General features: G+C 40.5%; 30 protein-coding genes and 1 other annotated feature. Of the genes, 24 read left to right on the top strand and 6 right to left on the bottom strand.

Annotation, left to right across the window (positions count from 1 at the left end; all coding sequences use genetic code 11):
- The 6 genes from HMPREF8571_RS08235 to HMPREF8571_RS08210 all read left to right on the top strand — a co-directional run bounded on the left by HMPREF8571_RS08235 (position 1) and on the right by HMPREF8571_RS08210 (position 5,871).
- Positions 1-1,749 (top strand): ABC transporter ATP-binding protein, encoded by a 1,749-nt coding sequence (locus tag HMPREF8571_RS08235; protein WP_001254270.1) that lies wholly within the window; start codon positions 1-3, stop codon positions 1,747-1,749.
- A 104-nt stretch (positions 1,750-1,853) separates the two neighbouring features.
- A complete protein-coding gene (locus HMPREF8571_RS08230; protein WP_000870426.1) occupies positions 1,854-3,128 on the top strand; it encodes a TRZ/ATZ family protein in 1,275 nt (424 codons plus the stop codon).
- Between the two features lie 61 nt (positions 3,129-3,189).
- Positions 3,190-3,325: a sequence feature (ribosomal protein L10 leader region), on the top strand.
- A gap of 38 nt (positions 3,326-3,363) precedes the next feature.
- Positions 3,364-3,864: a 50S ribosomal protein L10 gene (gene rplJ / locus HMPREF8571_RS08225; RefSeq protein ID WP_001287274.1), complete on the top strand. Its 501-nt coding sequence runs from the start codon at positions 3,364-3,366 to the stop codon at positions 3,862-3,864.
- A gap of 74 nt (positions 3,865-3,938) precedes the next feature.
- Positions 3,939-4,304, top strand: a complete 366-nt coding sequence (rplL, locus tag HMPREF8571_RS08220) for a 50S ribosomal protein L7/L12 (RefSeq protein WP_001196967.1) — start codon at positions 3,939-3,941, stop codon at positions 4,302-4,304.
- A gap of 233 nt (positions 4,305-4,537) precedes the next feature.
- Positions 4,538-5,440 carry a DUF2268 domain-containing protein gene (locus tag HMPREF8571_RS08215; RefSeq protein ID WP_001166697.1) on the top strand — a complete coding sequence of 301 codons (903 nt, stop codon included), beginning with the start codon at positions 4,538-4,540 and terminating at the stop codon, positions 5,438-5,440.
- A 62-nt stretch (positions 5,441-5,502) separates the two neighbouring features.
- Entirely contained in the window at positions 5,503-5,871 is a 369-nt protein-coding gene (locus HMPREF8571_RS08210; RefSeq protein ID WP_000559016.1) for an EXLDI protein, read from the top strand.
- 160 nt (positions 5,872-6,031) lie between these two features.
- On the opposite strand, the gene HMPREF8571_RS08205 is transcribed toward HMPREF8571_RS08210, so the two are convergent.
- On the bottom strand, positions 6,032-6,517 hold the full coding sequence (locus HMPREF8571_RS08205) for a GNAT family N-acetyltransferase (protein WP_001053643.1): 486 nt from the start codon (positions 6,515-6,517) through the stop codon (positions 6,032-6,034).
- A gap of 31 nt (positions 6,518-6,548) precedes the next feature.
- Positions 6,549-7,895, bottom strand: a complete 1,347-nt coding sequence (gene gdhA / locus HMPREF8571_RS08200) for an NADP-specific glutamate dehydrogenase (RefSeq protein WP_000199522.1) — start codon at positions 7,893-7,895, stop codon at positions 6,549-6,551.
- Between the two features lie 206 nt (positions 7,896-8,101).
- Between gdhA and HMPREF8571_RS08195 the strand changes: the two genes are divergently transcribed.
- From HMPREF8571_RS08195 to HMPREF8571_RS08165, 7 genes are all read left to right on the top strand, one after another.
- Positions 8,102-9,037 carry a dihydroorotate oxidase gene (locus HMPREF8571_RS08195; protein ID WP_000255174.1) on the top strand — a complete coding sequence of 312 codons (936 nt, stop codon included), beginning with the start codon at positions 8,102-8,104 and terminating at the stop codon, positions 9,035-9,037.
- A gap of 33 nt (positions 9,038-9,070) precedes the next feature.
- On the top strand, positions 9,071-10,108 hold the full coding sequence (gene holA, locus HMPREF8571_RS08190; RefSeq protein WP_000879665.1) for a DNA polymerase III subunit delta: 1,038 nt from the start codon (positions 9,071-9,073) through the stop codon (positions 10,106-10,108).
- A 69-nt stretch (positions 10,109-10,177) separates the two neighbouring features.
- Positions 10,178-10,783 carry a superoxide dismutase SodA gene (gene sodA / locus HMPREF8571_RS08185; protein ID WP_000974726.1) on the top strand — a complete coding sequence of 202 codons (606 nt, stop codon included), beginning with the start codon at positions 10,178-10,180 and terminating at the stop codon, positions 10,781-10,783.
- A gap of 155 nt (positions 10,784-10,938) precedes the next feature.
- A complete protein-coding gene (locus HMPREF8571_RS08180; protein WP_001224374.1) occupies positions 10,939-11,469 on the top strand; it encodes a YutD family protein in 531 nt (176 codons plus the stop codon).
- 20 nt (positions 11,470-11,489) lie between these two features.
- On the top strand, positions 11,490-12,575 hold the full coding sequence (gene rlmN, locus HMPREF8571_RS08175; RefSeq protein WP_000804753.1) for a 23S rRNA (adenine(2503)-C(2))-methyltransferase RlmN: 1,086 nt from the start codon (positions 11,490-11,492) through the stop codon (positions 12,573-12,575).
- A 1-nt stretch (position 12,576) separates the two neighbouring features.
- Positions 12,577-13,065: a VanZ family protein gene (locus HMPREF8571_RS08170; RefSeq protein WP_004240246.1), complete on the top strand. Its 489-nt coding sequence runs from the start codon at positions 12,577-12,579 to the stop codon at positions 13,063-13,065.
- Positions 13,062-14,603: an ABC-F family ATP-binding cassette domain-containing protein gene (locus HMPREF8571_RS08165; protein ID WP_000025373.1), complete on the top strand. Its 1,542-nt coding sequence runs from the start codon at positions 13,062-13,064 to the stop codon at positions 14,601-14,603. The genes HMPREF8571_RS08170 and HMPREF8571_RS08165 overlap by 4 nt, the downstream gene beginning before the upstream one ends.
- 46 nt (positions 14,604-14,649) lie before the next feature.
- Here HMPREF8571_RS08165 and HMPREF8571_RS08160 read toward each other — a convergent pair whose 3' ends face one another.
- Together HMPREF8571_RS08160 and HMPREF8571_RS08155 are read right to left on the bottom strand one after the other, a co-directional pair.
- Positions 14,650-14,889: a zinc-ribbon domain-containing protein gene (locus HMPREF8571_RS08160; protein ID WP_000600217.1), complete on the bottom strand. Its 240-nt coding sequence runs from the start codon at positions 14,887-14,889 to the stop codon at positions 14,650-14,652.
- Between the two features lie 27 nt (positions 14,890-14,916).
- Positions 14,917-15,723 carry a peptidylprolyl isomerase gene (locus HMPREF8571_RS08155; protein WP_000731932.1) on the bottom strand — a complete coding sequence of 269 codons (807 nt, stop codon included), beginning with the start codon at positions 15,721-15,723 and terminating at the stop codon, positions 14,917-14,919.
- 216 nt (positions 15,724-15,939) lie between these two features.
- Here HMPREF8571_RS08155 and rpsP point away from each other — a divergent pair, with 216 nt between their 5' ends.
- The 9 genes from rpsP (at position 15,940) to HMPREF8571_RS08110 (ending at position 21,166) form a co-directional block, all read left to right on the top strand.
- On the top strand, positions 15,940-16,212 hold the full coding sequence (gene rpsP / locus HMPREF8571_RS08150; protein ID WP_000268760.1) for a 30S ribosomal protein S16: 273 nt from the start codon (positions 15,940-15,942) through the stop codon (positions 16,210-16,212).
- A gap of 19 nt (positions 16,213-16,231) precedes the next feature.
- Entirely contained in the window at positions 16,232-16,471 is a 240-nt protein-coding gene (gene kphA, locus HMPREF8571_RS08145) for an RNA-binding protein KphA (RefSeq protein ID WP_000379617.1), read from the top strand.
- A 42-nt stretch (positions 16,472-16,513) separates the two neighbouring features.
- Positions 16,514-16,855 (top strand): MazG nucleotide pyrophosphohydrolase domain-containing protein, encoded by a 342-nt coding sequence (locus tag HMPREF8571_RS08140; protein ID WP_000654130.1) that lies wholly within the window; start codon positions 16,514-16,516, stop codon positions 16,853-16,855.
- Between the two features lie 67 nt (positions 16,856-16,922).
- The gene (locus tag HMPREF8571_RS08135) at positions 16,923-17,474 is read left to right on the top strand and encodes a putative immunity protein (protein ID WP_000801506.1); all 552 of its coding nucleotides are present in this window, start codon (positions 16,923-16,925) and stop codon (positions 17,472-17,474) included.
- A gap of 129 nt (positions 17,475-17,603) precedes the next feature.
- A complete protein-coding gene (locus HMPREF8571_RS08130) occupies positions 17,604-18,506 on the top strand; it encodes a DMT family transporter (protein ID WP_001003369.1) in 903 nt (300 codons plus the stop codon).
- A 149-nt stretch (positions 18,507-18,655) separates the two neighbouring features.
- Positions 18,656-19,513 (top strand): alpha/beta fold hydrolase, encoded by an 858-nt coding sequence (locus HMPREF8571_RS08125; protein WP_000803903.1) that lies wholly within the window; start codon positions 18,656-18,658, stop codon positions 19,511-19,513.
- A 75-nt stretch (positions 19,514-19,588) separates the two neighbouring features.
- Positions 19,589-20,107 carry a ribosome maturation factor RimM gene (gene rimM / locus HMPREF8571_RS08120; RefSeq protein ID WP_001105903.1) on the top strand — a complete coding sequence of 173 codons (519 nt, stop codon included), beginning with the start codon at positions 19,589-19,591 and terminating at the stop codon, positions 20,105-20,107.
- Positions 20,097-20,816, top strand: a complete 720-nt coding sequence (gene trmD / locus HMPREF8571_RS08115; RefSeq protein ID WP_000686935.1) for a tRNA (guanosine(37)-N1)-methyltransferase TrmD — start codon at positions 20,097-20,099, stop codon at positions 20,814-20,816. Before rimM ends, trmD begins: the two co-directional genes overlap by 11 nt.
- 11 nt (positions 20,817-20,827) lie before the next feature.
- Positions 20,828-21,166 carry an ATP cone domain-containing protein gene (locus HMPREF8571_RS08110; RefSeq protein ID WP_001196052.1) on the top strand — a complete coding sequence of 113 codons (339 nt, stop codon included), beginning with the start codon at positions 20,828-20,830 and terminating at the stop codon, positions 21,164-21,166.
- Between the two features lie 27 nt (positions 21,167-21,193).
- On the opposite strand, the gene HMPREF8571_RS08105 is transcribed toward HMPREF8571_RS08110, so the two are convergent.
- Complete coding sequence (locus HMPREF8571_RS08105; protein WP_001250035.1) at positions 21,194-21,514, bottom strand: hypothetical protein; 321 nt, start codon at positions 21,512-21,514, stop codon at positions 21,194-21,196.
- Positions 21,515-21,617: 103 nt separating this feature from the next.
- Here HMPREF8571_RS08105 and HMPREF8571_RS08100 point away from each other — a divergent pair, with 103 nt between their 5' ends.
- On the top strand, positions 21,618-21,836 hold the full coding sequence (locus tag HMPREF8571_RS08100) for a YdbC family protein (protein WP_000807420.1): 219 nt from the start codon (positions 21,618-21,620) through the stop codon (positions 21,834-21,836).
- A gap of 31 nt (positions 21,837-21,867) precedes the next feature.
- On the opposite strand, the gene HMPREF8571_RS08095 is transcribed toward HMPREF8571_RS08100, so the two are convergent.
- Positions 21,868-22,425 (bottom strand): TetR/AcrR family transcriptional regulator, encoded by a 558-nt coding sequence (locus HMPREF8571_RS08095; RefSeq protein WP_001107633.1) that lies wholly within the window; start codon positions 22,423-22,425, stop codon positions 21,868-21,870.
- A gap of 586 nt (positions 22,426-23,011) precedes the next feature.
- On the opposite strand from HMPREF8571_RS08095, the gene HMPREF8571_RS08090 reads away from it, so the two are divergent.
- On the top strand, positions 23,012-25,537 hold a 2,526-nt coding region (locus tag HMPREF8571_RS08090; protein WP_001237374.1), incomplete at its 3' end, for a Spy0128 family protein.

Raw genomic sequence — 25,537 nt, 5'->3', positions numbered from 1 at the left:
ATGAGACGACAATCTGCAAACCAGACGCTCACACGTTTGGCTAAAGACCTTGCAAGTCACCCTTTCCTCCTTTTCCTAGCCTTCCTAGGAACTATTGCCCAAGTTGGCTTATCAATCTATCTACCTATTCTGATTGGGCAGGTCATTGACCAAGTTCTGGTGGCTGGTTCTTCACCAGTTTTTTGGCAGATTTTTCTCCAGATGATCTTGGTAGTCATAGGAAATACACTGGTACAATGGGTTAATCCTCTTCTTTATAATCGTCTAATTTTCTCTTATACCAGAGACTTGCGAGAGCGAATCATCCATAAACTCCATCGTTTACCGATTTCCTTTGTAGATAGACAAGGTAGTGGGGAAATGGTTAGTCGTGTAACCACGGATATCGAACAGTTGGCAGCTGGCTTGACCATGATTTTTAACCAATTTTTCATTGGTGTCTTGATGATTTTGGTTAGTATTCTAGCCATGCTCCAAATTCATCTCCTCATGACCCTCTTGGTCTTGCTGTTGACACCCCTGTCCATGGTGATTTCACGTTTTATTGCTAAACGGTCCTATCATCTTTTCCAGAAGCAAACAGAGACGAGGGGAATTCAGACTCAGTTGATTGAAGAATCGCTTAGCCAGCAGACCATTATCCAGTCCTTTAATGCTCAGACAGAGTTTATCCAAAGACTGCATGGGGCTAATGCCAACTACGCAGGCTATTCTCAGTCAGCTATCTTTTATTCTTCAACGGTCAATCCTTCGACTCGATTTGTAAATTCGCTCATTTACGCCCTTCTAGCTGGAGTAGGTGCTTATCGTATCATGATGGGATCGACCTTGACCATTGGGCGTTTAGTGACTTTTTTAAATTATGTCCAACAGTACACCAAGCCTTTTAACGATATTTCTTCAGTTCTAGCCGAATTGCAAAGTGCTCTCGCTTGCGCAGAGCGTGTTTATACTGTCTTAGAGAGTCCTGAGGTTGCTGAAACAGGTAAGGAAGTCTTGACCAGTGACCAAGTGAAGGGAGCCATTTCCTTTAAGTATGTTTCTTTTGGATACAATCCTGAAAGGATCTTGATTAAGGATTTATCGATTGACATTCCAGCTGGTAGCAAGGTTGCTATTGTTGGTCCTACGGGTGCTGGAAAATCAACCCTCATCAATCTCCTCATGCGTTTTTATCCCATTGAATCGGGAGATATCTTGCTAGATGGTCGTTCCATTTATGACTATACCCGAGCATCATTGAGACAGCAGTTTGGAATGGTGCTACAGGAAACTTGGCTCATGCAAGGGACCATTCATGACAATATTGCCTTTGGGAATCCTGATGCTAGTCGGGAGCAGGTGATTGCTGCTGCAAAGGCAGCCAATGCAGACTTTTTCATCCAACAACTGCCGCAGGGATACGATACTAAGTTGGAAAATGCAGGAGAATCTCTCTCTGTTGGTCAAGCCCAGCTTTTGACCATCGCCCGAGTCTTTCTGGCTATTCCCAAGATTCTTATCTTAGACGAGGCGACTTCTTCCATCGATACGCGGACAGAGGTGCTGGTACAGGATGCCTTTGCCAAACTCATGAAAGAGCGAACAAGCTTTATCATCGCCCACCGCCTGTCAACCATTCAGGATGCGGATCTGATTCTAGTCTTGGTGGATGGTGACATCGTGGAGCATGGAAACCATCAGGATCTCATGGCTAGAAAGGGCAAGTATTACCAAATGCAAAAGGCTGCGACTTTTAGCTCAGAGTAAGCCACTCCTATCCATTTTAAAATCTTAATGATACTAAAGGTTGCCTTCGGGTGACTTTTTTGTTACAATAGCTAGAAAAATCAGGGTCTTAGAAGGAGAAAACAATGAAAGTCTATCAGCATGTAAATATCGTGACTTGTGACCAAGATTTCCATGTCTATCTGGATGGTATCTTGGCTGTTAAGGATTCTCAAATCATCTATGTCGGTCAAGAGAAGCAAGAGATTTTAGATCAAGCTGAGCAGATTATAGACTATCAAGGGGCTTGGATTATGCCTGGTTTGATCAATTGCCATACCCACTCTGCTATGACAGGCTTGCGAGGAATCCGGGATGACAGCAATCTCCATGAATGGCTCAATGACTATATCTGGCCAGCAGAAGCAGAATTTACTCCCGACATGACTACCAAGGCGGTCAAAGAGGCTCTGACAGAGATGCTCCAGTCGGGGACAACAAGCTTCAACGATATGTATAATCCCAATGGTGTGGATATTGAGAGAATTTATCAGGCAGTCAAGGCATCTAAGATGCGTTGTTATTTCTCACCGACCCTCTTTTCTTCAGAGACAGAAACAACTACTGAGACTATAAGCAGAACTCGATCCATCATAGAGGAAATTTTAGGATATGAAAATCCAAATTTCAAGGTTATGGTAGCCCCACATTCTCCCTACAGCTGTAGTAAAGATTTGCTGGAAGAGAGCTTAGATATGGCAAAAGAGCTGAATATTCCTATCCATATCCATGTGGCGGAGACCAAGGAGGAATCAGGAATTATCCTGAAACGTTACGGCAAACGCCCCTTCGCCTTTCTAGAAGAACTAGGTTACTTAGATCATCCATCTGTTTTTGCTCATGGGGTCGAACTAAACGAGAGAGAAATTGAACGCTTGGCGACTTCTCAAGTGGCTATCGCCCACAATCCTATTAGTAACCTCAAACTGGCCTCAGGAATCGCTCCAATCATCCAACTGCAAAAAGCAGGAGTAGCAGTGGGGATTGCGACTGACTCGGTTGCTTCCAATAATAATCTAGATATGTTCGAGGAAGGACGAATAGCAGCTCTTCTTCAGAAAATGAAGAGTGGAGATGCCAACCAATTCCCTATCGAGACAGCCCTTAAGGCACTGACAATCGAAGGGGCTAAGGTTCTAGGAATGGAAAATCAGATAGGAAGCCTAGAAGTTGGCAAGCAGGCAGATTTTCTGGTCATTCAACCACAAGGAAAAATCCATCTTCAACCTCAGGAAAATATGCTCTCTCACCTGGTTTATGCAGTCAAATCCAGTGATGTCGATGATGTTTATATCGCTGGAGAACAGGTGGTTAAGCAAGGCAAAGTTTTGACAGTAGAGCTTGAAACAGAATTTCTATAAAAAAATCAAAAAAAAGTCTGCAAAAATCTTGCATTCTTTTTTTGTCTATGCTATACTTATATACGGTTTGAAAAAACTGCCTAAGACAGTAGGGGAGCTCGACTCATAAGTATCCTACCGAGGACAAAACGTATCATGTAAAAAGAAGCGTATTGTACTTTCGTGTCTAGGTTTGGGCGCGTTTTTCTTTTGGAAAAATTCCCCAAGCAAAATAATTACGGAGGTGAACACACTAATGAGTGAAGCAATTATTGCTAAAAAAGCGGAACTAGTTGACGTAGTAGCTGAAAAAATGAAAGCTGCTGCATCTATCGTCGTTGTAGACGCTCGTGGTTTGACAGTTGAGCAAGATACAGTTCTTCGTCGTGAGCTTCGTGGAAGCGAAGTTGAGTATAAAGTCATTAAAAACTCAATCTTGCGTCGTGCAGCTGAAAAAGCTGGTCTTGAAGATCTTGCATCAGTATTTGTTGGACCATCTGCTGTAGCATTTTCTAACGAAGATGTTATCGCACCAGCGAAAATCTTGAACGATTTTGCTAAAAACGCTGAAGCACTTGAAATCAAAGGTGGTGCAATCGAAGGCGCTGTCGCATCTAAAGAAGAAATCGTTGCTCTTGCAACTCTTCCAAACCGCGAAGGACTTCTTTCTATGCTCCTTTCTGTACTTCAAGCGCCAGTGCGCAACGTTGCTCTTGCAGTCAAAGCGGTTGCAGACAACAAAGAAGACGCAGCTTAATCTTAAGCTACGCAGCGTAGCCTAGCTACGAAAAAACTATTATAAAATTTAAAACTTATTTGGAGGAAATAACAATGGCATTGAACATTGAAAACATTATTGCTGAAATTAAAGAAGCTTCAATCCTTGAATTGAACGACCTTGTAAAAGCTATCGAAGAAGAATTTGGTGTAACTGCAGCTGCTCCTGTAGCTGTTGCTGCTGCTGGTGGTGCTGAAGAAGCTGCTAAAGATTCATTTGACGTTGAATTGACAGCTGCAGGCGACAAGAAAGTCGGCGTTATCAAAGTTGTACGTGAAATCACTGGTCTTGGACTTAAAGAAGCTAAAGAACTTGTTGATGGTGCACCAGCTCTTGTTAAAGAAGGTGTTGCAGCAGCAGAAGCTGAAGAAATCAAAGCTAAATTGGAAGAAGCTGGAGCTTCAGTTACTCTTAAATAATAGAGCAACTACATTAGTAGCTTAAAAAACATATAAAACCGCTATTCTCAGGAGTAGCGGTTTTTTCTGTTACGATTTAAAATGGGTAAACCTACTTGAAATTATGGTCTGATACGAAAGTTCTAGTTTTTTTACTAACAATTACTAGAATCTTGATATAATTTCAATTTTCTTCTTGACTCTGACCTTAGGTAAGGGATTATACTAATAGTAGATAAGAAAGGAGATTTATTATGCAAATCAATATGATTCGTTCAGATAAAATTTACCAAGAGATGCTCGAGCTTCCTTTGGAAAAGAGAGAGGGCTGTTTTCGAGCTAAAATATTAGCACCTTTTGCTACGAAATACCAAACTCAACATATTCCTCTGAAAGCCAAGTATCCCGGAGGATTTGATGCTTTGTTCCTACTTGGTTTTATGAATCAGCTACCCGGAACTCTGTCAGAGAAGGATAGACCAGCTATCGACGCTCTGAGCTCTGATCAACTCTGGCAAGACTGCCAGAATACCATCAAGAGGAGTATTGGTCTTTTTGAGCAGGCTGGCTATGACTTAGAGGTTGAGGATTACCATTTTACTATTTTATTGGGCAACCCTGAAAAGCCCATGTTACAGCTCAATAAGGGTTATAGTGGAGATGGTGGAATTCCAGGCTACCTCATGCTTAGTCTGCTACCAAATGACTATACTTTGCCACGTGTGCAGGCAGCTCTGGCCCACGAGTGCAACCATAACGTTCGTTTCCAATTTATCAAATGGAACCAGCAGACGACATTAGCAGACTGGGTAGTTAGTGAGGGGTTGGCAGAGTCTTTTGCTGCTGAGCTCTATGGTAAAGAACTCATTGGGCCTTGGGTCACTTCAACTAGTTCCGAGCAGCTAGAAGAGATTAAGCATGTTATCTCAAGTCAGCTTCAGCTAACAGGAATGGCGGAAATGGCTCCTTATCTCTACGGTGATGAAATCGCTGAGATTCAAGGTCAACTACCGGTTGGAATGCCTTATGCTGCGGGCTATGCTTATGGCTATCATCTGATACAAGCTTATCTGAAAAAGACTGGCAAGAGCATTATTGAAGCGACAGTAACATCCACAGAAGAGATTTTAGAGGCGACTAAAGACTTTTGGAAATGACACTTTTGCTTGAAAATCTACCAGAACCTGATATAATGTAAGTAATTTTTGGAGGTGATAGTATGCATTATAAAAGAATTGAGTTAAAAGTCACAAATCAAGGTATCCATGAGCGCAAGATTTTTCAAGGGGTTAAGATTTTCAGCCACAGCAAGTTATCCAAAGATCAGAAAAGCATTTTGACACAGAAGATTTACCTGACACCGAAGCAAAACATTGTTTACTATCAACGGACAGATGTCAACTATGACCAGAACTGGCATTATAAGAAGGATTATTATGAACTAGCTTATGGTCAGTTGGACAGAGAGACTGTTTTTAAGGTTTGCCAAGATTTTGACGAACTAAGTCCTTTCCTGGAGAATAAGCTGTTAGAGAAGCTAAAAGAAAAGCAGGTAGCAGGCAATTTTTTTGAAAAATTAGATATATAAAAATCCGACTGCTTATAAAAGCAGTCGGATTTCTTCTAGTTTGATAGTGCTTAAACAATACCTTGACAATCATAGTCTTGGCTACATTTTAAAAAATTGTTTTAGCTGTCTTGAGAATCTTGATACTGATGCCCTCAACTCGACCAGAGTATATGGATATCTATTCATCTGATAAGAGAGATTTTATCATCCAGATATTCATAGCTGGGTGGCCGGCGGCGTTAGAAAGTGGTTCTTGCAGTGATGTGAAACCGTAGTGTTGATAGATGGCCACGGCCGTAGCCAGTTCAGTAGAGGTTTCTAGATAAAGCTGTTCATAACCAGCTAGACGGGCTTCCTGGAATATCCGCTTTATCAATCTGCTGGAATAACCTTTGCCACGACAATTTTTAGTGACATACAGTTTTTGTAATTCAGCAATCTTATCAGACACAGGTGCAAAGCCACCGCAGCCAACCAGCTGATCTTCATCTTCCAGAACAAAGTAAGCTGCTCTCTCTTGCTGTTGATAATAGTCGGCCAAATGATCTAGATGAGAATCAAAGTAGACAGTTCCTGGTTTGTCAAGCCCGAATTCTTCAAGGCTAGCTCTAATGAGTTGTGCTACAGCTGGATTGTCTCTCACTTCCATTGACCGTAAGTTCATCATTTGTCCTCCGATAGGATGTATCGACTAATTAAACAATACCTTGCGCAATCATAGCATTGGCTACGTTTTCGAAGGCAGCGATATTTGCTCCTGCAAGGTAGTCAGTTCCAAGACCGTATGTTTCAGCAGTTGTTTTAGCTGTGTTGAAGATGTTTGTCATGATGTCTTTGAGGCGTCCATCAACTTCTTCACGGGTCCATGAAAGGCGAAGGCTGTTTTGACTCATTTCAAGCGCTGATACAGCTACACCACCAGCGTTGGCAGCTTTGGCAGGTCCGTAAAGGATTCCGTTTTCTTTGTAGACTTTAATCGCATCAAGGTCACTAGGCATGTTGGCACCTTCTGATACGCAGATAACTCCTTGAGCAACCAAACGTTTAGCTGCGTCACCATTGATTTCGTTTTGAGTCGCACATGGAAGAGCGATGTCGTAGTTCCCAGCGTAAGTCCAGACAGAACCTTCATGGTAAGTAGCAGAAGCTTTTTCAGCTGCATACTCAGTCAAACGAGCACGGCGTTTTTCTTTAACATCAACCAAAAGATCAAAGTCGATACCGTTTTCATCGATGACATAACCGTTTGAGTCAGATACAGAGATAACAGTTGCACCGAGTTCAGTCGCTTTTTGAAGAGCGTATTGAGCTACGTTACCAGAACCTGAAACGACCACTTTCTTACCAGCAAAACTGTTACCATTAGCTTTAAGCATTTCTTCAGTATAGTAAACCAAACCATAACCAGTTGCTTCTGGACGAATCAAGCTACCACCAAATCCAAGAGGTTTACCAGTCAAGACACCCGCATCAAATTGATTAAGACGTTTGTATTGTCCGTAAAGGTAACCAATTTCACGTCCACCAACACCGATATCTCCAGCAGGCACGTCAAGTGATGGACCGATGTATTTTTGCAATTCAGTCATAAAGCTTTGGCAGAAGCGCATCACTTCAGCATCAGTCTTCCCTTTAGGATCGAAGTCTGATCCCCCTTTACCTCCACCAATTGGAAGTCCAGTTAAGACGTTTTTAAAGATTTGTTCGAAGCCAAGGAATTTCAAGATCCCTTGGTTTACAGTGGGATGGAAACGAAGTCCGCCTTTATATGGTCCAACAGCTGAGTTGAATTGAACACGGTAACCACGGTTGACTTGGACTTTACCTTCACGGTCAACCCAAGGAACACGGAAAGAGATCACGCGCTCAGGTTCAGTGATACGAGCCAAGATATTTTCTTCGATATACTCAGGGTGCTTTTCAAAGACAGGCTCCAAGGTGCTGAAGAATTCTTCAACCGCCTGGAGAAATTCAGCCTCGTGCCCATTACGAGCTGTTACAGTTTCAAACACGCTTTGGATATAGTCTTTAGCAGATGTCATATCGTTCTCCTTTATTCTTGTCCTATTTTATTACGTGAGACATTATAGCAGAATTTTTTTTGAGTGTAAAGAAAAAAACGGAAATTTTCTAAAAATTCTCTCAATTTACAAAACCGAACGTTTTATATTGAAATTAGTTTCTCAAAGAGAAAATCTGAAAGTATGGTATAATATTAGAAATAAAAGGAATCTGGAGGATTAGAATCATGGTATCAACGAAAACACAAATAGCTGGCTTTGAGTTTGACAATTGCTTGATGAATGCGGCGGGTGTTGCTTGTATGACGATAGAAGAGCTTGAAGGGGTTAAAAACTCAGCAGCAGGTACTTTTGTCACGAAGACAGCGACCTTGGACTTTCGTCAGGGCAATCCTGAACCTCGTTATCAAGATGTTCCACTTGGTTCCATCAACTCTATGGGCTTGCCAAATAATGGTTTAGACTATTATCTGGACTATCTTTTGGACCTGCAGGAAAAAGAACCAAACCGTACTTTCTTCCTTTCCCTAGTCGGTATGTCTCCAGAGGAAACGCATACCATCTTGAAAAAAGTCCAAGAGAGTGAGTTTAAAGGATTGACTGAGCTCAATCTCTCTTGTCCAAATGTTCCAGGGAAGCCTCAGATTGCTTATGATTTCGAGACAACAGATCGTATCTTGTCTGAAGTATTTGCCTACTTTACCAAACCTCTTGGAATCAAGCTCCCACCTTATTTTGATATTGTGCACTTTGACCAAGCAGCAGCTATTTTCAACAAGTATCCACTCAAGTTTGTCAACTGTGTCAACTCTATCGGAAATGGCCTTTATATTGAAGAAGAGTCGGTCGTGATTCGTCCTAAAAATGGTTTCGGTGGAATTGGTGGAGAATATATCAAACCAACCGCTCTTGCTAATGTGCACGCCTTCTACCAACGTCTCAATCCTCAAATCCAAATCATCGGAACAGGTGGCGTTCTGAACGGTCGTGATGCCTTTGAACACATCCTCTGTGGAGCCAGTATGGTACAGGTGGGAACCACCCTTCACAAGGAAGGCGTTGGTGCTTTTGAGCGCATTACCAATGAACTAAAAGCAATCATGACGGAAAAAGGGTACGAAAACCTAGAAGATTTCCGCGGGAAATTGCGCTATATTGACTAAATGAAATCGAAAAATCAGAAGAAAAGAGAGAAAATGCTAGCCATAGAAGAGAGTCAAAACTTGTCTCTATCAAACTTATCTAGTCTGACCTTATTTACAGGTTCGGACCAAGGTCAGTTTGGAGTTATGAAGGATCAGGTGCTGAAACAGATCGGCTATGATCCAGCTGACCTCAATTTTGCTTATTTTGATATGAAAGAAGTAGCTTATAAAGACTTAGAGTTGGAGTTGGTCAGTCTCCCTTTCTTTGCGGATGAGAAAATCGTGATATTAGACCATTTTGTCGATATCACAACAGCCAAGAAACGTTTTTTAACAGATGATGAGCTCAAGTCGTTTGAAGAATACCTTGACAACCCTTCGCCAACGACTAAACTCTTGATTTTTGCGGAAGGAAAGTTGGATAGCAAAAGACGGTTGGTCAAATTGCTCAAACGAGATGCGACTGTCTTTGATGCTATTGAACCCAAGGAACAAGAACTCCGCCAGTATTTCCAAAAATGTAGTCAGACACAAGGTCTTCAGTTTGTGGGGCAATCCTTTGAAAATCTACTCATCAAGTCTGGTTTTCAATTTAGTGAAATCCAGAAAAATCTCTTTTTTTTGCAGTCTTATAAGTCCGACGACGTGATTGAGGAGAAGGATATTGTCGAGGCTATTCCAAAGACTCTGCAGGACAATATTTTTGATTTGACTCAGCTTATTTTAGCTAAGAAGATTGACCTGGCCCGTGACCTGGTTAGAGACTTGACCTTGCAAGGGGAGGATGAGATCAAGCTCATAGCTGTCATGTTAGGACAGTTCCGAACCTTTACCCAGGTGAAAATCTTATCAGATGCTGGTCAGACGGAATCGCAGATTGTAAGCAGTCTGGGGACTTATTTGGGACGCAATCCTAATCCTTATCAAATCAAGTTTGCATTAAGAGATTCGAGAGGGATTTCCTTGACTTTTCTCAAGCGAGCGATTTCTTATTTGATTGAAACAGACTACCAGATTAAGACAGGTGTCTATGAAAAAGGCTACCTGTTTGAAAAGGCACTCTTGCAGATTGCGACAGAGGCAAATTGAGCAAAAAACTTGAAAAAAGAGGATGATTGCGTTATCATTTTCTTATAGAAAGAAAAAGAGGTATTACAGATGGCTATTATCTTACCAGACCTTCCATACGCGTATGACGCATTGGAACCATACATCGATGCTGAAACAATGCACTTGCACCATGACAAGCATCATCAAGCCTACGTTAACAATGCGAATGCTGCTCTTGAAAAACACCCTGAAATCGGTGAAGACCTTGAAGCTTTGCTTGCTGATGTAGAATCTATCCCAGCTGATATCCGCCAAGCGCTTATCAACAACGGTGGTGGACACTTGAACCACGCTCTTTTCTGGGAATTGATGACTCCTGAAAAGACTGCTCCTTCAGCAGAACTTGCAGCAGCAATCGATGCAACATTTGGTTCATTTGAAGAGTTCCAAGCAGCATTTACTGCGGCAGCAACAACACGTTTCGGTTCTGGATGGGCATGGTTGGTTGTTAACAAAGAAGGGAAACTTGAAGTGACTTCAACAGCAAACCAAGATACACCAATCTCAGAAGGTAAAAAACCAATCTTGGGCTTGGACGTTTGGGAACATGCTTACTACGTGAAATACCGCAACGTGCGTCCTGACTACATCAAAGCTTTCTTCTCAGTGATTAACTGGAACAAGGTAGACGAGCTTTACGCAGCAACTAAATAATAAAATATGGAGGGAAGAATTGTTCTTCTCTTTTTACGGTTATAAAGCAGAAGTCTGACAGAATCGTCAGACTTTTTTCATTTTCAGGATATTCGTGCCAACTTGTAGAAAATATGGTAAAATAGAGTGTTAAGTAATCGTGGAAAAGGAAGACTATGCGTAAAGAAATTGCACCTGAATTATACAATTATAACAAGTTTCCTGGCCCAGAATTTCAGGTAAATGGGGATAAGGTTGAGACTGAAGGGATCGCTTTTACCTTGGTTGAAAATATCAAGGATGCTTTCGATGTGACCGTCTTTAATCAGCGCTTCTCAGAAGTGTTGACCAAGTTTGATTATGTCGTAGGGGACTGGAGCAATGAACAGCTTCGCCTACGCGGTTTTTACAAAGACGATCGAACAGAGGAAAAAATTGAAAAAATCAGTCGCTTACAAGATTATCTTTTGGAGTACTGTAGTTATGGTTGTGCTTATTTTGTCCTAGAAAACCAAGCACCTAAGCGTGCGTCATTTGACAAGAAAATGCGTAAAAAGGAAGAGGAAAACCTTCCTAGAAGAGGAAAGAAACCTTCGCAAAACAAGAGAAAGCCACATGCGGATAAGAGAAATAGACGTCGTCATAAGGACCAAAAGTCTCAGAAAGAGGACAAGGGACAGCGCCATTTTGTCATTCGTCAGAAATAGATAGAGAATAAGGAGAAGAGATGAAACCGTCTATTTATAGTTTAACACGTCAAGCCATGCAAGAATGGGTATTAGAACAAGGAGAAAAGAAATTCCGAGCAGATCAGATCTGGGAATGGCTCTACCGTAAACGTGTCCAGTCATTTGAAGAAATGACTAACCTTTCCAAGGGTTTGATTGCCAAGCTCAATGAGCAGTTTGTCGTAAATCCTTTGAAACAACGAATTGTACAAGAGTCAGCTGACGGTACTGTTAAGTATCTTTTCGAGTTGCCAGATGGTATGTTGATTGAGACTGTGTTGATGCGTCAACACTACGGTTTGTCGGTCTGTGTGACCACTCAGGTTGGCTGTAATATTGGTTGTACCTTCTGTGCGTCAGGTTTGATTAAGAAGCAACGTGACCTTAATAACGGGGAAATTGTAGCGCAGATCATGCTGGTTCAGAAATATTTTGATGAGCGTGGTCAGGACGAGCGTGTCAGCCATATCGTTGTCATGGGAATTGGTGAACCATTTGATAACTACAACAATGTGTTGAATTTCGTCCGTACTATCAATGATGATAAGGGAATGGCAATCGGTGCTCGTCACATCACTGTTTCTACGTCAGGTTTGGCCCATAAAATTCGTGACTTTGCTAATGAAGGAGTACAGGTTAATCTGGCTGTTTCCCTTCACGCACCAAACAATGATCTTCGTTCAAGTATCATGAAAATTAACCGTGCCTTTCCGATTGAAAAGCTCTTCGCAGCGATTGAGTACTACATCGAAACAACCAACCGTCGTGTGACCTTTGAGTATATCATGCTCAATGAAGTCAACGACGGTGTAGAACAAGCCTTGGAGTTGGCTGAGTTGCTCAAGAACATCAAGAAATTGTCTTATGTTAACTTGATTCCCTATAACCCAGTTAGTGAACATGACCAATATAGCCGTAGTCCTAAAGAGCGCGTGATGGCCTTCTACGATAGCCTCAAGAAAAAAGGGGTCAACTGTGTTGTCCGTCAAGAGCACGGTACAGATATTGATGCAGCTTGTGGACAATTGCGTTCCAATACAATGAAACGTGACCGCCAGAAGGCAGTCGCAGCGGTAAATCCATAAAATGACTAGAAAAAGAGAATTAATCTTAAGGTTGGGAGTGGCTATTTACAGTCTTTGCATTGTCTGTTTTTGTTTTACTCCCCAGCCTCAACTTCCTACAGGAGTGGAAACTCCAGGTATTCAAACTTTTGGACGCCTGGTTTTTCTTTTAACTCCCTTAAACTCCCTGTGGAATCTGGGTGAAGTGACTAGTTTAGGACAAGTCATTTGGATCTTTTTGCAGAATATTTTAAATGTCTTCTTGCTTTTCCCTATGGTCTTTCAACTGCTCTACCTCTATCCAAACTTACGAAAAACGAAAAAAATCATCCTTCTCAGCTTTCTACTGAGTCTAGGAATTGAGTGTACGCAGCTGGTCTTAGACTTTTTCTTTGATTTTAATCGGGTCTTTGAGATTGATGATTTGTGGACCAATACCCTGGGAGGCTATCTGGCTTGGGTTCTCTACAGAAAATTAAATGTAACTAAACTTACAAAGGAATTAAAATGAGTATTTTAGAAGTTAAAAATTTAAGTCACGGTTTTGGTGACCGTGCAATTTTTGAAGATGTTTCCTTCCGTCTGCTCAAGGGAGAACACATCGGTTTAGTCGGTGCCAACGGTGAAGGAAAATCAACCTTTATGAGTATCGTGACTGGTAAGATGTTACCAGATGAAGGAAAGGTGGAGTGGTCTAAGTATGTGACTGCTGGCTATCTAGACCAGCACGCTGTGCTAAAAGAAGGTCAAACTGTGCGCGATGTTTTGCGGACAGCCTTTGATGAGCTTTTTAAAGCAGAAGTTCGTATCAATGAACTCTATATGGAGATGGCAGAAGAGGGCGCAGATATCGATGCGCTGATGGAAGAAGTTGGCGAACTCCAAGACCGTTTGGAGAGTCGTGATTTTTATACTTTAGATGCTAAGATTGATGAAGTAGCGCGTGCTCTTGGTGTCATGGATTATGGTATGGATACGGATGTAACCTCTTTGTCAGGTGGACAAAGAACCAAGGTGCTTTTGGCTAAACTCCTCCTTGAAAAACCAGATATTTTGTTGCTTGACGAGCCAACCAACTACTTGGATGCTGAACACATTGACTGGCTTAAGCGTTATCTCCAAAACTATGAGAATGCCTTTGTCCTTATTTCGCACGATATTCCTTTCCTCAACGACGTAATCAATATCGTTTACCATGTGGAAAATCAACAGTTGACGCGTTACTCTGGTGACTATTACCAGTTCCAAGAAGTCTATGCTATGAAGAAATCTCAGTTAGAAGCGGCCTATGAACGTCAACAGAAAGAGATTGCAGACCTCAAGGATTTCGTCGCTCGCAATAAAGCCCGTGTTGCAACACGAAACATGGCCATGTCCCGTCAAAAGAAACTTGATAAGATGGATATCATTGAACTCCAAAGCGAGAAACCAAAGCCGTCCTTTGATTTCAAACCAGCTCGCACCCCTGGGCGCTTTATCTTCCAAGCCAAAGACTTGCAGATTGGTTATGACCGTCCCCTTACCAAGCCTTTAAACCTCACCTTTGAACGCAATCAAAAGGTTGCTATTATTGGCGCAAATGGTATCGGGAAAACAACTCTCCTGAAGTCTCTCTTGGGAATTATTCCACCAATTGCTGGAGAAGTTGAACGCGGTGATTACCTAGAACTTGGTTACTTTGAACAAGAAGTAGAAGGTGGAAATCGTCAAACACCATTAGAGGCTGTCTGGAATGCCTTTCCTGCCCTTAATCAAGCAGAAGTCCGTGCAGCCCTTGCTCGTTGTGGCTTGACAACCAAACATATCGAAAGTCAGATTCAGGTTTTGTCAGGTGGGGAACAGGCCAAGGTGCGTTTCTGTCTCTTGATGAACCGTGAAAACAACGTTTTAGTGCTGGACGAGCCGACCAACCACTTGGATGTAGATGCCAAGGAAGAACTCAAACGGGCGCTTAAAGAATACAAAGGAAGCATTCTTATGGTTTGCCACGAGCCAGACTTCTATGAAGGCTGGATGGACCAAATCTGGGACTTTAACAAGCTAACTTAAAAGCGTTGCTAAAAAGGCCAAGTCGAAATGACTTGGCCTTTTTTAACTAGTAATTTAAAAAGCTTTCAACTTCAGATTTCTCAATTTCTTTACCGTAGTGGCAAATAGGACAAGAAACGAAATAAGTTTTCCCGTAAGGAAAAAGTGGAATCCAGTAAAGGGTGAACTTGCGCCCTGTTTCAACAATTTCCCATGTGTCGACATTGTTACAGTGACCACATTCGATCGCAGTTTGCGTATGTCCCAAATCTTTTTGATAACCTTTAGAACCCCAAAATAGAATCATGTCATCGTCTCCTTATCTGTTGATGGCTTAGTTTTTGCTGAAGTCGTAGTCTTTCACCACTTCGATACTGTCAATGGTGACAGCGGTAGTTGGTTTATCTTTTTCATCTTTTTCAGCCTTGGCAATCTTGTCAACAACATCCATGCCATCGATGACTTGACCAAAGACAGGGTGTTTGCCGTCTAGACTAGGATTTCCGCCCTCTTTATAGGCTTCGATGATTTTCTTTGGATACTTGCTTGTAGGGAGTTTAGCTGAAATATCTGTTGAGTTTTGGTTGATGAAGAACTGGCTACCGTTGGTGTTTGGTTGACCAGTGTTAGCCATAGCAAGGGCTCCTCGGATATTGTATAGGTAAGGAGAGATTTCATTTTTGAAACCAGTTCCCTTGTCCTTTGTTTTATCCTTATCATGCCAGATAGATTGGCCACCTGTACCATCTCCCTTAGGATCTCCAGTTTGGACCATAAAGCCATCGATGACACGGTGGAAGGTGATGCCGTTATAGTAGCCTTCCTTAGCGTGAGTAAGGAAGTTTTCAACTGCAAGAGGTGCTAGTTTTGGAAAGAGTTTGATGCGGATATCGCCTTGATTTGTGTGTAAAATGACCTCAGCTTCATCTTCAGCAACTTCCTTAGAAAGTTGAGGGAAGTTGGCATTTTCATTGGTCAAAGCGTCATTCAAATCTTTGGCAGCCTGAGCGGCTGCTTTTGAGCTTTCTTCAGCTGAGATGCTAGAGTCAACATAGTCATCGCCACGGAGACCACGTTGGATACTAGTACACCCAGCAAGGGCAACAGTTGATAGTAAAAGAAGGGTTGCTAGTTTTTTCATTGTTTTCCTCTCAAAAATTCATTTCTACCATTGTACCCTAAAAGGGAGGTGATTTCAAATGTTAATGATTTTACTAAAAATTCCAAGTAGTTTAAAAAATTAAAACTCTGTCAAGTTTTTTTCTTGACACCTGTTAAAAATCTGCTATAATAGAACATGTGCTAAATAGCTCAGCTATTTCACCGAAATAAAAAATAAGAAAAGAGACATTAAAAAATGGCAGTTAAAATCCGTTTGACTCGTATGGGTTCTAAGAAAAAACCTTTCTACCGTATCAACGTAGCAGACTCACGTTCACCACGTGACGGACGTTTCATCGAAACAGTTGGTACTTACAACCCACTTGTTGCTGAAAACCAAGTGACTTTGAAAGAAGACCGCGTTCTTGCATGGTTGGCTGATGGAGCTCAACCTTCAGATACAGTTCGCAACATCCTTTCAAAAGAAGGCGTATTGAAAAAATTCCACGATTCTAAATTCTCAAAATAAGTTTAAAGTAGGTTGACAGATGGATACGATTGAAAATCTCATTATTGCGATTGTGAAACCTTTGATTTCACAACCTGATGCCTTAACTATCAAGATTGAAGACACACCAGAGTTTTTGGAGTATCACTTGGATCTTGACCAAAGCGATGTCGGTCGTGTTATCGGTCGTAAGGGTCGCACTATCTCAGCGATAAGAACGATTGTCTACTCTGTCCCAACTGAAGACAAAAAAGTAAGAATCGTTATCGATGAAAAATAAAAAAGCGGGACAGATGTCTCGCTTTTTTGTGAGGAGAAAAAGATGAAGGATTTAACGATAAGACAATTACAAGCCTACTTACTCGAACATTACCAGCAGTCTCGAACTGAGGAAGGCCTCTTTATCAAGCTAGTGGAGGAAGTCGGAGAGGTAGCAGAGGTCTTGAATGGGCGCTCTGGTCGAAAAGAGGGCGTCCAGGACTCAAACGAGGAACTTGCCAAAGAATTGGCTGATATTATTCACTACACTGTCGCAATTGCGGCTATCAACGACATTGACCTAACCAAAACCATTTTTGACAAAGATAAAAAAGCAGCCATTAAGTATCAGCACAAACAAGATTTGGAAGGATTTTTGGATAACTTCCAAGAGAACCAGGAGTAATATCTTTTCACTAATATGAAAGGTGTCTCCTAGCTTACGCTAGCTAGTAAGAAAGAATGAGAAAGCAATGAAACCAGAGGATTATGCATGGAACGAGTTTGAACGAACTGCCTATAAGACTAAAATGAATCACCTACCCAGTCCTTACAAAGTTGCCATTTGGGACGACTCTGAGAAAAGATTGGAACTAGAACAAATACTGGATAGACTTCCTCAGAAAGAACTAGCTCGATGGGCATTAGAGAACTCGCGAGATTTCTTATCTTTAATTGATATCGGTGATGAAGGTGAGAAAAATAAAATAATTCGGCAAGCTTATGAGGCTTTTGATGCACGATTGAGAAATGAGTTCTCACCTCATGAGTTGAGAAAAGCAGGTTTCGCAGCAAATCTCCTCTCTAAAAATGCCCAAAACCAAATCGCTAAGTACGCTGCCAGAGTCTTTGTACAAGCTATTTCAACAGCCCATATGAGAGGACACGCCATCGTTTCCGCGGATTATGCTATCAAAGTAAGGAATCTCCAAGATGCAGACAAGTTAGAACTTGTGAGACAAGAACGAGAAAAGCAGATCAGACTGGCTGAATCCTTTTTAGCTAATGTAATAGATAAACGGTGAAAGAAGGCATATAATACCAATCCTAGAAATAGCATCTAGGATTTTACTATGCTACAATGGATAGACAGTCTCAAAGAATTCTAGTCAATCAATCTTGAGAATAGCTATTTTTAAAGGGAGTAACAGTCTATGAACGAGAAAACAAAAGCTTACCTAGCAGCCTTATCCTTTTCAGCAATCATTGGATTTTCTTTTTTATTTACTAAGATTGCTTTAGGCTATGCTAGTCCTCTAACGAACTTAGCCCATCGCTATACAATCGCAGCTTTGGTATTGGTCGTCCTTCATCAAACCAAACTTATCAAAGTGAGTTTAAGTAGAAAAGATATTCTTTCTATTCTTCCTATGAGTCTTTTCTATCCACTTCTCTTTTTTATTTTTCAATCCTTTGCTTTACAGTATATATCGTCTTCTGAAGCGGGAATTTTACAGGCTCTTGTGCCAATTTTTACGCTCCTTTTAGCATCAGTCTTTCTCAAGGAAAAGACAAGTTTGCTTCAAAAGTTCTTTTTACTTTTATCCGTAGCAGGAGTAGTTTTCATTTTCCTTAGCAAAGGAGCAAACTTTAGCACTGAAACTGCTAGCTTGGGCTTTCTCTTGATGTTGGGATCTGTTTTCTCAAATGCCATTAATAATATCCTTAGCAAGTACAAGGGAGGCCAGTACAAGGTTATGGACCTGACTGTAGTTGTGATTCTAGTCGGCTTTATTGTTTTTAATTGCTTAAGTCTCTTTTCTTACATCGCAAGTAGCAATCTAATGGGCTATTTTGAACCCCTTGGTCATGTTGGCTATATCTTTTCTATCCTCTATTTGGGAATTCTAGCTTCTATCGTGACTGGTAGTCTCTCTATCTATGCTATTGTTCGCCTCGGGGCATCAACCGTCAGTGTCTTTGGCAATCTTGGAACAGTTTTGACCATTCTAGCCGGGGCTCTTATCCTCCACGAACCGATTTATAGCTACCATGTCATCGGGGCAACTTTGATTATTGCTGGAATTTTAGGCATGAATCTGAGGAAAAAAAAGTAAAGATTGCTCAGCAGTCTTTTTCTTTATCCAAATGATGCAGAAAATTCAAAATTTTTAATGAAATGAAGTTTAGAAAACCATGATTTTAATATAGCATGATAAAATAGATAAAAAGAATGATATTAGGATAAAGAGGAGAGAGTGTAGAAATGAAGCCAAATGATATTGCTGAAGCTATTGCTTTTTATAACAGAGAACACGAGATGTTGAAACGTCACCTTATAGCAGTCGTAGATTGTGATTTGGTTGTTTATCATCGTCCTGGAAGCTCAAGTAAAGGACACATTATTTTTTATCATGGAGCTTGTGGCCGTAGTCAGATGTGGGCCCATCAGTATGATGTTTTTGATGGATTTGACCTTTACTTTGTCAATGTTCGAGGGCAGGGTGAATCACCTATGAAAGTTGGCCTACCCGACCTGGAAGGCGCTGTTCAAGATGTAGATGCTATTTTGTCCTATTTCCAGTTGGATAAGGTGATATTGGTTGGTCATTCTTGGGGAGGAAATCCACTTCAAGAGTACACCTATCGCCATCCAGAAAGAGTCCTAGCCTTGGTCATGGTAGATAGTTGGGGACAGCATCGTTACCTATCAGATAAAGAAAGAGGTCGAATCAAATATAGTTCTCTTATGTACAAAACGATTCCTTGGAAGGTGATTGCTGATAAAAACTCAAAAATGTGTACTGATAACCCTATCACAAGAGAATTGGTCAAGACGGCCATCATAGAAACTGGGCGAGATGTTTTCTTGAACCTTGGAATCACAGGTTTCTTGGCAGTCCATGAGATAGAAGGATATCAAGGAAATCCTCCCATGCTATTAGTAAGAGGTGAAAACGATTTTCCCAAACACCTAAAAATGATCTACGATGGTATCATTGCCTTAAATCCCAATGCACGTCAAGTAACGATTTCAGATAGCAAACACCAACCGATGAATGATCATCCTCAAGAGTTTAATCAGCTTATAGGTGATTTTTTTGAAGAGGTAGTAGACTTGTAAGATAGGACCTATCCAACTTGTGAAAATCCCTGGAACGTGATAAAATAAAGGATAGAAATAGATACAGGAGACAAGATGAACTACTTTAATGTTGGGAAAATCGTCAATACGCAGGGTCTGCAGGGTGAGATGCGAGTCTTGTCTGTGACGGATTTTGCTGAAGAACGCTTTAAAAAAGGGGCAGAGCTGGCTTTATTTGATGAAAAAGACCAGTTTGTTCAAACAGTGACCATCGCTAGCCACCGTAAGTATAAGAATTTTGACATTATCAAATTCAAAGACATGTACCATATCAATGCGATTGAAAAATACAAGGGGTACAGTCTCAAGGTTGCTGAGGAAGATTTGAACGATTTAGATGATGGTGAATTCTACTATCACGAGATTATTGGTTTGGAAGTTTACGAGGGAGACAACTTGATAGGAACTATCAAGGAAATCCTACAACCAGGTGCCAATGATGTCTGGGTAGTCAAACGAAAAGGAAAACGAGACCTACTCTTACCTTATATCCCGCCAGTAGTTCTCCATGTTGATATTCCAAACAAACGGGTCGAAGTGGAAATCTTAGAAGGGTTAGACGATGAAGATTGATATTTTAACCCTCTTTCCAGAGATGTTTTCTCCGCTGGAGCACTCGATAGTTGGAAAGGCTCGAGAAAAAGGGCTCTTGGATATCCAGTACCATAATTTCAGAGAATACGCTGAAAAAGCCCGTCATGTTGACGATGAGCCCTACGGAGGCGGTCAAGGAATGTTGCTCCGTGCTCAACCTATTTTCGACGCCTTTGACGCCATTGAAAAGAAAAATCCCCGTGTCATTCTTCTTGATCCTGCTGGGAAACAGTTCGATCAAGCTTACGCTGAGGATTTGGCTCAGGAAGAGGAACTGATCTTTATCTGTGGTCACTATGAAGGGTATGACGAGCGTATCAAGACCTTGGTAACCGATGAAATTTCCCTAGGAGACTATGTTTTGACTGGAGGAGAATTGGCGGCCATGACCATGATTGATGCGACCGTGCGCTTGATACCAGAAGTGATTGGTAAGGAGTCTAGCCACCAAGATGATAGTTTTTCTTCAGGACTTCTCGAATACCCTCAGTACACACGTCCTTATGACTATCGTGGCATGGTGGTTCCAGATGTGCTCATGAGTGGGCACCATGAAAAGATTCGCCAGTGGCGGCTTTATGAAAGTCTAAAGAAAACCTACCAGCGCAGACCTGATTTGCTAGAAAACTATCAACTAACAGCAGAAGAAGAAAAAATGCTGGCAGAAATCAAAGAAAACAAAGAATAAAGGAGAACCTTATGCAAGTAATCAAACGTAACGGAGAAGTTGCCGACTTTGATCCAGATAAAATTTACCAAGCTGTCCTCAAAGCAGCTCAGACAGTTTATGTTTTGACAGATGATCTACGTCAAAACCTAGCTCAAGTTACTAAAAAAGTAGTCTTGGACTTGGACGAAGCAAAAGTAGAACGTGCGACTATTAGTATGATCCAATCAATGGTTGAAAATCGTCTGTTAGGAGCAGGCTACATTACTATTGCGGAGCACTATATCTCTTATCGCTTGCAACGTGATTTGGAGAGAAGTGGTTATGGTGATCATATCGCAGTTCACCTTCATTTTGAACAAATTCGTTAAGAAAAAGAGTGGGATGCAATGAACATCTCACTCTTTCTTAAATAGACTTTTCTGTGCTTTTTCTACCGTAGAAGGAACAAAACGGATTCTCTTGATGTCACCAATCCGAATGATACGTGTCACATTTCTAGTGAAATTTTTGACAATAATCTGCTGACGACTGACATCATATTTGACAATGTCACCCGTAAAACTTGTCTCAGCTAGTATGACATGAACAGCAGATTTTTTCTGGATAGCCTGCTTGATTGTAGCTGTTAGGGAGTTGTCTTCGGTTTGATGAGGTTCGGCATTTCCATTGAGAAAACCCTGTAGTTTATCTAGTACAAGTTTAAATGTTTGTCTCATAAGATCCTCCCTTCTTATCTATCCATATTATATAAAAATTTCCTAAAAACCACAAGATTTTTACGAATAGACTAGTGAAAGCATATCACATAAAGGAGTTAAAATGGCAGAATTTACATTTGAAATCGAAGAACACTTACTGACCTTGTCCGAAAATGACAAAGGCTGGACAAAAGAACTAAATCGCGTTAGCTTTAATGGTGCTCCAGCAAAGTTTGATATTCGAACTTGGAGCCCCGACCATACCAAAATGGGAAAAGGAATCACTCTTTCCAATGAAGAATTTCAGGTAATGGTTGATGCCTTTAAAGGGGGACAATAAAAGATCTTGAGTTCATCTCAAGATCCTTTTTTTATGACACGATATAATCACACAGAGAAGTTTTAGATAACTGGATGAAAGTTTCCCTGAATTCCTTAGGCGGTATTGGATTTTCTTTGCGAATCCAGACTTCGATGAAAGAGATTGCCATGGTTGTAATGATATAGGCGATGTCTTCTTTACTAAAATTATATTTCAGTTGGTAATTAACATTTTTTAGTACCCATCCTGAGTATATCTCACGCAGAAACTCCTTCCAACATGGGTCGACTTGTGTGGTATACAAGGTGTTAATAATTTCTTTTTTTTCGTATATGAGCGGAAGTATATAGTCTGCTAAAAAAGAAATAGGATCTCCATCATTGTTAGGGCTGTACTTATTAAAGACGTTAAAAATATGCTGATTGGTCTCTTCGTGAATGTATTCAATAATATCTTCAAAGTTATTAAAGTGTTTTTGATAAATTGCTTGGCGGGAAATACCAGCCTCAGCTGCGATTTCAGTCATGGTAAAAGAAGAGCGCTGAGGGTTCTTCTTAGCTAGTGTGATGAGAGCTCTAATGATTAGCTCACGAGTATTCTTTGCCATAGAATTACCTTTCTGTTAAATATTAATATGAATGGTAGGAATATGAATCTTTGTGTCATACAATAAAAAAAAGAATTCAATTTATCCAATATTAAATAATTTAAAATTTTTAGTACTTCTTGATAAGGCTATTATACCACAAATTTATTATAAAAAATAGACTATTCTGTGAAAAGTTGTTTTCTGAAAAATCTTGTCATATCTGTATTTTTAGACAATTCTCGCGAGAGTGACTTATTATTTGAGGTATAGAAATAATATATCGCAAAATTGACACTGTGCAAATAAATAACCTGATAAATTAAAGGATTTTCATAAAAATACTTAATTATATATAGTATAATAGGTTAGGATATATTTTGCTATATTTCCTCTCTGACCTAAGAGTAGTGATGCTCCTGCTAAAGATTGAATTTAGTAATTGTTTTTGAATAATACAAACCACGTGGCCATTTCCCCAAGCAAATGTTACAGGTATTTTATCATGTAGCAAATTATGCGATTGAAAGGGGTGTTGCCTATTGGAGAGAGATGACACGTTGTTCAATCAATTTCAATTAATTTCAGTCATATAGAAAGGAAAGTCATGAGATTAAAAAAATTGTGGCTCTATATTTTAACGCCACTCTTAGTTCTATTTGGTTCTGCAGCTTTGACAAATACTGTTCAAGCGCAAGAACTTAAAAATGTCATCACCAAAGTTGGTATTTGGGAGACTGATAACGGTAAATTTGTAACTCCAGATGCAAAAGGAGTTTACAATCTAGCACCTCAAAATCAATCTTACGAAAACTATAAGTTTGCTACTGATTTTGATTTAAGCGCTTACGATGGTAAGTTGAATGATGGTGATACCTTTACATTCACTATTCCAGCTCCATTGTCTGTTCGTGCTGAAACCTTTGAACTCAAAGATAAAGAGACTGATACTGCTGTAGGTGATGCAACAGTTGTTTCTAATGGTGACAACCAAGGTGGTAAAGCTACCATTAGTTTGAAAAACCTTGCTGAGTACCTTAAGAAAAAAGGTGGTACAGAAGTTCGTGGTGTTTCAGGTACCTTCTACGTAGCTTTCAGCTCTAAGAAAGAAACAGAAGAAGAATCAATTCAACTTGATAAGACTGAAACAAAAGACGATGTCAACTTCAAGATGAAGTTCAAAAAAGGTGGAGAACCAGACTATTCTGAAGGTATTGGTAAAACAAACATTAGTAAAGTTAATGGTACTATCAATAAAGAAAAATGGGAATCAGCCCTCCTTGAAAAATCAGGAGATTACATCCACAAGTGGAATCTTCGTGTAAACCCTAAACAAGCTGAGTACAACAAGATTGTAGTTCGCGACTGGGTTGACAAGGACTACTCACCAATGCAAATCATCCCTGAATCAATCGTGGTTACTGCTGGTTACTACAACAAAGTCTATGCTTTAGTTGATGACGTAACTCTTGAAGCAGGAAAAGACTATGAAATCAAGTGGAATGATTCTTACACTGAGTTTACTATTACCTTTAACAATGCTAAAGCAATCCGTGCTACAAATGGTAAAGCAGCAGCATTCCGTATCTTATATAACACAACAGCGCCAGCTGATGGAACAAAAGTTCAAAATAATGCTGAAATTACAGCTGATGACCAAGTTCTTCCAGTGAGCGACGATCGTACTGAAACTGTTACAAAAGTTATCGGTAATTCAACAGTTACATCAGGTGGTACTATCCAGCTGAAAACTGGTTACCGTATCACGTTGTATAAAGTAGATGAAAAATCACTTGACCGTCTTGCAGGAGCTAAATTTAAAATTACTCCTCCAGAAGGTGCAACTACAGCGCAAGAAGAAACAGTAACAACAGACGCTAGTGGTGTTGCCCAGTCTGCAATCTATACTGATGAGGATGTTAAGAAGGGTGAATTCACCATTACTGAGATTGAAGCTCCTAAAGGTTACCAATTGGATTCTACTCCAATCAAAGTAACTGTTGGTCAAGAAGGTGTTATCAAAACAATCTCAAACAAACGCAACAGCACAAAAGCTCAGATTCAAGCAATTAAAAAATTGACTGGTCGAGCTATGAAAGCTGGAGAGTTTGAATTCGATTTGTTCAATGATAAGACAAACAAAGTTGTTGAAACAGTAACAAATGATGCGGAAGGAAATATCAACTTTGCTGAATTGACATTTGACAAAGCTGGTACATACAACTACCACATCGTTGAGAAAAAAGCGAACACAACTGAAAAAGGTGTTACTTACGATGCCAACCCTGTTGGCGTTACAGTTACTGTAACAGCAGATGCTGAGGGCAAATTGTCTGCAGCTGTCGCTTACGAAAACGATGATAAGACTTTTGAAAATACATACGCTGCTGAGAGAACTCCAGCTACTCTTGAAGTAACAAAAGTTCTTACCGGTCGTACCTTGAAAGCTGATGAGTTTGAGTTTGTATTGAAGAACGACGCAGATGGTTCAGAAGTTCAAAAAGTGAAGAACACTGCCGACGGTAAGGTTAAATTCTCTCCAATCGAATACACTGCAGCAGGTACTTACAAGTACACTATCGTTGAAACTAACGCTGGACAAACTATTGACGGTGTAACATACGATAGTCTCGAAGTTAAAGTCACAGTAGAAGTTACAGACGATGGTGAAGGAAATCTTACTGCCAACGTAACTTATCCAGCTGACAAAGAATTCAATAACAGCTATGGAGCTTCAAAAACTCCAGCTACGCTTGCAGTTAAGAAAACACTTACTGGTCGTGAGTTGAAAGCTGATGAGTTTGAATTTACTTTGACAGACCAATATGGTAACGTGAAAGAAACAGTCAAGAATGACAAAGATGGAAACGTTAAGTTCTCAGCTTTGTCATTCGATAAAGTTGGAACTTTCACTTACAAGATTGCTGAAAAAGCTGGTACTGCTACAGGCATCAAGTATGACACGAAAACAATCACTGCTACAGTTACTGTAGTGGACAATGGTAAAGGTGTCCTTGAAGCAACTGTTGCTTACGACGATGAAAAAGCATTTGAGAACACTTACACTCCAGCAGGAGCTACAAGTGTAACTCTTGGAGCTAAGAAAGTTCTTGAAGGTAAAGACCTTGAAGCT

This window comes from Streptococcus mitis ATCC 6249 (assembly GCF_000146585.1).
Classification (GTDB): domain Bacteria; phylum Bacillota; class Bacilli; order Lactobacillales; family Streptococcaceae; genus Streptococcus; species Streptococcus mitis_AZ.
The sequence above is the reverse complement of the archived record's forward strand: the minus strand, read 5'-3'. Positions and strand labels throughout refer to the sequence as shown.

Excerpts from the sequence above, each read along its gene's own strand:
- HMPREF8571_RS08235 (WP_001254270.1), top strand. The coding sequence starts at position 1 with ATGAGACGACAATCTGCAAACCAGACGCTCACACGTTTGGCTAAAGAC.
- HMPREF8571_RS08230 (WP_000870426.1), top strand. The coding sequence starts at position 1,854 with ATGAAAGTCTATCAGCATGTAAATATCGTGACTTGTGACCAAGATTTC.
- rplJ (WP_001287274.1), top strand. The coding sequence starts at position 3,364 with ATGAGTGAAGCAATTATTGCTAAAAAAGCGGAACTAGTTGACGTAGTA.
- rplL (WP_001196967.1), top strand. The coding sequence starts at position 3,939 with ATGGCATTGAACATTGAAAACATTATTGCTGAAATTAAAGAAGCTTCA.
- HMPREF8571_RS08215 (WP_001166697.1), top strand. The coding sequence starts at position 4,538 with ATGCAAATCAATATGATTCGTTCAGATAAAATTTACCAAGAGATGCTC.
- HMPREF8571_RS08210 (WP_000559016.1), top strand. The coding sequence starts at position 5,503 with ATGCATTATAAAAGAATTGAGTTAAAAGTCACAAATCAAGGTATCCAT.
- HMPREF8571_RS08205 (WP_001053643.1), bottom strand. The coding sequence starts at position 6,517 with ATGAACTTACGGTCAATGGAAGTGAGAGACAATCCAGCTGTAGCACAA.
- gdhA (WP_000199522.1), bottom strand. The coding sequence starts at position 7,895 with ATGACATCTGCTAAAGACTATATCCAAAGCGTGTTTGAAACTGTAACA.
- HMPREF8571_RS08195 (WP_000255174.1), top strand. The coding sequence starts at position 8,102 with ATGGTATCAACGAAAACACAAATAGCTGGCTTTGAGTTTGACAATTGC.
- holA (WP_000879665.1), top strand. The coding sequence starts at position 9,071 with ATGCTAGCCATAGAAGAGAGTCAAAACTTGTCTCTATCAAACTTATCT.
- sodA (WP_000974726.1), top strand. The coding sequence starts at position 10,178 with ATGGCTATTATCTTACCAGACCTTCCATACGCGTATGACGCATTGGAA.
- HMPREF8571_RS08180 (WP_001224374.1), top strand. The coding sequence starts at position 10,939 with ATGCGTAAAGAAATTGCACCTGAATTATACAATTATAACAAGTTTCCT.
- rlmN (WP_000804753.1), top strand. The coding sequence starts at position 11,490 with ATGAAACCGTCTATTTATAGTTTAACACGTCAAGCCATGCAAGAATGG.
- HMPREF8571_RS08170 (WP_004240246.1), top strand. The coding sequence starts at position 12,577 with ATGACTAGAAAAAGAGAATTAATCTTAAGGTTGGGAGTGGCTATTTAC.
- HMPREF8571_RS08165 (WP_000025373.1), top strand. The coding sequence starts at position 13,062 with ATGAGTATTTTAGAAGTTAAAAATTTAAGTCACGGTTTTGGTGACCGT.
- HMPREF8571_RS08160 (WP_000600217.1), bottom strand. The coding sequence starts at position 14,889 with ATGATTCTATTTTGGGGTTCTAAAGGTTATCAAAAAGATTTGGGACAT.
- HMPREF8571_RS08155 (WP_000731932.1), bottom strand. The coding sequence starts at position 15,723 with ATGAAAAAACTAGCAACCCTTCTTTTACTATCAACTGTTGCCCTTGCT.
- rpsP (WP_000268760.1), top strand. The coding sequence starts at position 15,940 with ATGGCAGTTAAAATCCGTTTGACTCGTATGGGTTCTAAGAAAAAACCT.
- kphA (WP_000379617.1), top strand. The coding sequence starts at position 16,232 with ATGGATACGATTGAAAATCTCATTATTGCGATTGTGAAACCTTTGATT.
- HMPREF8571_RS08140 (WP_000654130.1), top strand. The coding sequence starts at position 16,514 with ATGAAGGATTTAACGATAAGACAATTACAAGCCTACTTACTCGAACAT.
- HMPREF8571_RS08135 (WP_000801506.1), top strand. The coding sequence starts at position 16,923 with ATGAAACCAGAGGATTATGCATGGAACGAGTTTGAACGAACTGCCTAT.
- HMPREF8571_RS08130 (WP_001003369.1), top strand. The coding sequence starts at position 17,604 with ATGAACGAGAAAACAAAAGCTTACCTAGCAGCCTTATCCTTTTCAGCA.
- HMPREF8571_RS08125 (WP_000803903.1), top strand. The coding sequence starts at position 18,656 with ATGAAGCCAAATGATATTGCTGAAGCTATTGCTTTTTATAACAGAGAA.
- rimM (WP_001105903.1), top strand. The coding sequence starts at position 19,589 with ATGAACTACTTTAATGTTGGGAAAATCGTCAATACGCAGGGTCTGCAG.
- trmD (WP_000686935.1), top strand. The coding sequence starts at position 20,097 with ATGAAGATTGATATTTTAACCCTCTTTCCAGAGATGTTTTCTCCGCTG.
- HMPREF8571_RS08110 (WP_001196052.1), top strand. The coding sequence starts at position 20,828 with ATGCAAGTAATCAAACGTAACGGAGAAGTTGCCGACTTTGATCCAGAT.
- HMPREF8571_RS08105 (WP_001250035.1), bottom strand. The coding sequence starts at position 21,514 with ATGAGACAAACATTTAAACTTGTACTAGATAAACTACAGGGTTTTCTC.
- HMPREF8571_RS08100 (WP_000807420.1), top strand. The coding sequence starts at position 21,618 with ATGGCAGAATTTACATTTGAAATCGAAGAACACTTACTGACCTTGTCC.
- HMPREF8571_RS08095 (WP_001107633.1), bottom strand. The coding sequence starts at position 22,425 with ATGGCAAAGAATACTCGTGAGCTAATCATTAGAGCTCTCATCACACTA.